The sequence below is a fragment of the Candidatus Obscuribacterales bacterium genome, assembly GCA_036703605.1.
Taxonomy (GTDB): domain Bacteria; phylum Cyanobacteriota; class Cyanobacteriia; order RECH01; family RECH01; genus RECH01.
Genome location: DATNRH010000775.1, coordinates 1 through 3,861 on the forward strand (window position 1 = coordinate 1; position 3,861 = coordinate 3,861).

3 protein-coding genes are annotated in these 3,861 nt (G+C 53.9%); all 3 read right to left on the bottom strand.

Going from position 1 to position 3,861, the window contains the following annotated elements; all coding sequences use genetic code 11:
- The coding region (locus V6D20_16005) for a hypothetical protein (protein HEY9817284.1) at positions 1-446 on the bottom strand (446 nt) is incomplete at its 3' end.
- Between the two features lie 69 nt (positions 447-515).
- Positions 516-2,351 (bottom strand): phosphate ABC transporter substrate-binding/OmpA family protein, encoded by a 1,836-nt coding sequence (locus V6D20_16010; protein ID HEY9817285.1) that lies wholly within the window; start codon positions 2,349-2,351, stop codon positions 516-518.
- A 51-nt stretch (positions 2,352-2,402) separates the two neighbouring features.
- Positions 2,403-3,785 (bottom strand): pentapeptide repeat-containing protein, encoded by a 1,383-nt coding sequence (locus V6D20_16015; protein ID HEY9817286.1) that lies wholly within the window; start codon positions 3,783-3,785, stop codon positions 2,403-2,405.
- Positions 3,786-3,861 lie beyond the last annotated feature (76 nt).

Genomic DNA, 3,861 nt, shown 5'->3' on the forward strand with positions numbered 1-3,861 from the left:
AGCAGCCGCACCAAATCATTTTGAACCGATGCGTGGGTATATTCATCATCGGGGTGGGGCGTTTGTCCAGGCTGCTGGAAATGAGGACGTTCGTCATACATCTGCCCCCATTTCATATCTGCCTGCTGCACCAGTTCATACAAAAGTTGCGGGTGCTCCAAAATATTCTGGATAGCCTGCCGCAAAGCATTCAGGGGCGTTTCAATATGCTGACTCAGTAATCCCTCATGGGTGCCGACCCAGTTTTTGAGGGTGACCTGCAGGGCTCCAGATGCGTCTACTAAATGGCGATCGATGAACAGATCTACAGCATGTTTAGCCTGCACCAAAGGAGGAATCATCGACTCTCCTTTCAGAAAGTCTCCGCCTTCCCGGGCAATCAAGTCCGCGATGGAAAAGTCTCGCCCCATGCGAAGCTCTTGTTCAAGGTCTGCCTGATCTGACATAGCTGCTCCGGTCTTGACGGGTGTATTCTATCGCGATCGCTTTCCATCGTGACACAGATCGTCTGTACGTCAAAGCTTGGCGATCGCTACCCATGAATCGGCCATGACTACCGATGTCCCTGTACCCCAAGCTAGGGAGTCTGTATCGAGGCGAGGCAGGGGCGATCGCTGCCGCGTTTGGGCTGTGGTATTCACCCGCACTAGGCGGATTTCGGTGCGTTGGTTGCGGGCATCTTCAGGGGCGATGCCGGGTAGCGGTTCGTTAAACCCCTTACCCTCGGCGGCAATATTATGCTGAATACCCTGACTGCGTAGATAGTCTACGACCACCTGGGCCCGCTGCTGGCTGAGCTGTTGATTGATAGCGGCGCTACCGGTGCGGGAGGTGTGACCAATAACCCGGACGGCTACGGTTTCGATGCTAAATTCTTTAATTTCTGTCGCGAGTTGATTCAGGGTTTGTTGACCTTCGGGCGTCAGTTGGGCGGCTCCGGTAGCAAAGCTCACGTCACCGCGTACATCAAGGTTGCCGATGTCGGGGGCGGCTTGAATTTGGGCTGGTTCTAGGGTGGGGGCGGCGGGGGCAGTGGAGCGTTGGGCACCCATGAGCTGATCTGCTAGTTCTGGATTATCTGCCTTAACTAGGTCAATAAGCGCTTGGGTGTTGCTGGCGGCTTTGACAATGAACTGAGGATCGTAGAGATCACTGAGGTTGTCAGGAACGACGTTGACTTGATTCGATAGGGTAAGAACAGCAGCGATCGCTCCGATACGGGTCTCTAGAATACCTTCGGTCATCCAAGCCTGAGCTTCAGCGGCGGTGAAGAACTCAATGCCATCAACAACGGCGGCGGCATCAGCGGGAGATAGGTTACCATCTTCGGCAATTTGGGCCTGCAGTTGGGATGAGTCGCGGACATTGGCGTCAATGCGGCGATAGTAGGCTTCTAGGAATTCTGAAACCAGGTCAGGCTGCGATCGCACCAAGCGATCGGAGGCTACCATCACGTCAACAATGGCTCCTGGGGCATCTTCACTGGACAGGACGACGGTATAGCCCTGCTGCCTTGCTTGGGATACAAAGGGTTCCCAGATGATGGCAATGGCGATCCGTTCGTTTGGATCTTGAATGAGCTGCCAGGCTTCTGAAGCGTCGCCCACTCGGGTGATATTGAAATCAGATAGGTTAAAGCCATCAAACTTGGTATCTAGCACGAGGGCCAGATATTCGCTGGGGGTATCGCCAGCAAAGGCCATGCCGAGGGGTTGTCCTTGGCGTTTGGCTTCAGCGGTGAGCTGGTTGAGGTTTTGCAGGGAGGTGAGGTTGGGATAGGCGGGGGTGTTGAGAATGACGGCATCGGCTCCGACGGTGCGATCGATTAAACCGACGATGCGTCCGTCAGGCTGCTGCTGCACAAATTGATCGAGGGTGGTGACAATGATATCGGCATCGCCTTGATTGAGGCGATCGGCGCGGGCGGCTTGGTCAAATTCATCGTCGTAGGACAGGCTAATGCCTAGCTCAGACAGAGTGGCTTGAAAAGCGCTATTGCGGAAGGTGCTGTAGCCGCTGAAGGTATCGCCCAATACCCTGAGGCGGCCTGCTTCACGGCGATCGCCCGTCAGACTAGGAAGGGGATTCGATCCGCCAGAGAGGGATCCCAACATCCACAGCCCGCCTGCCACCAGCCCGCCGGTAAACAGGAGGGTCACCACAAGGGCAACAATTAAGGTTGGATCAATGCGCTTGCTCATAGAACTACCGGGTATTCCACTGGTTGAGTCTTCTAGATGGAGGACGGGGACTCCTGATGGATAGCGGGATTTGTAAGGGTTTGTAACGTTTCCCAGGGCGATCGCCGCTAGTCCTAGAATACCCCCCACGGCATCGATGTCTATATCCACGTCAGCCTAGCTGGAAGGGCAGGCACGAGACCACCTTTGGCTTCAAGCGGCTTAAAACAAGGCCAGGATCATGGGTAAGAGGCTTGTGCAGGCGGTGGCGAGTTTGGAGGCTTCGGTCAGGGGTTCGGCGATGGACTTCAGCGTGGCGGTGGCCCGTTTTGCGAGGCGCTGCATGGTGCTTTCCTTGGGATCGCTGCCAGCTTTGACTAGTTTGGCGACCTCTCCTAGGGCTTCGGCTTTTTCGTCGTCGCTGAGTTCAGTATCGGTTTCGATGGCGGCTTTGAGCTGCAGCAACAGGGTTTTCAGGCTCGGTTGATCGGGCGTGGGAGCAGCATCGGGCAGTTGATTGATCTGGTTGCTGACCTGTCCACTAATTTCCCCGAGGTTGAGAGTGCTGCCGGTGAGGTTGACGTCGCCACCTGCGTAGAAACTGCCGTCGCCGGTATTGATGGGATTGTTCATATTGTGAATGGATAATGGGTTTTGGGTAAAACTTAGCATGACTTCCTTTAGATCATTGGCGCGCTGGGTTTGTCCTGCCAACAAGCCACTTTTATAGCCCTCCTTTAGTCCAAGTTGATATCCCTCGTCCCACGTTCGCTCAATCTTGGCTTTATCTGTTCCTGCCGGCACTTGCAACGTGAGTAGAACATCCTGTCCTTGCCGTTCAAACCCTTGAATTGAATCACGACTTACGTCAGGATTCTCAGCCGTCACCTTCTCAAAGGCAGTTCTGAACGCTGCGGGATCAATTCCATTGCGGATGAGAATTTGAACGGTATCTAGGGTCTCTTTGAAGAATTTCTCGAAATCGCCAGTCCGAAAATCCTTATTTAGGTCATGGGGACGTCGTTCTCTGTCACCCCGGTCATCCGGTTTCTCTCTAAGAAAGATATGTTGACAGTCAACGTCTTTTAGGATGGTTGTTTCGTCAATATTCCAGGCTTCTAGGCAGGCTCCGGTGAGGTGGGCGGTGGTGAAGTTGGTGGCAATACATTGAGCTTCGGTGAGGATAGCTCCGTGAAGTTCTGCACCTTCCAGGTTTGCGCCGTTGAGAATGGCATTGTTTAACCTGATGCGGTGGAGTTGGGCGCTGGCTAAGTTTGCACCATGTAGATCGGCATGGGACAGATCATGATCGATGCCGTTGAGGGTGGTGAGGAGAGTACAAACGCGAGGATCTTGGAGGATGCTGGAGCCAAGTCGAGCTTGATCGAGGTCGTGGGCTTGGTGCCAGCGGACTTGGCTTAGGATTGTAGATTTATGGCGGTAATCTGCAAAATTGGTACGTTGAAGATAAGCATGGGAAAACGACGCACCGCTCAAATCAGCACCGCTAAAGGTGGTTCCCCCCAGTGCGGCAAAGGCTAACCTAATGATACGAAGGTTCTCAAATCGCTGGTCTCTTTTATGAATACATCGGTTAATGTAGATAGAGAGAAATAAGCTTGCGACAGCGACAGCGACAGCGCCGGCGACAGCGCCGGCGAAAGGGAAAGTGAAAGCGCCA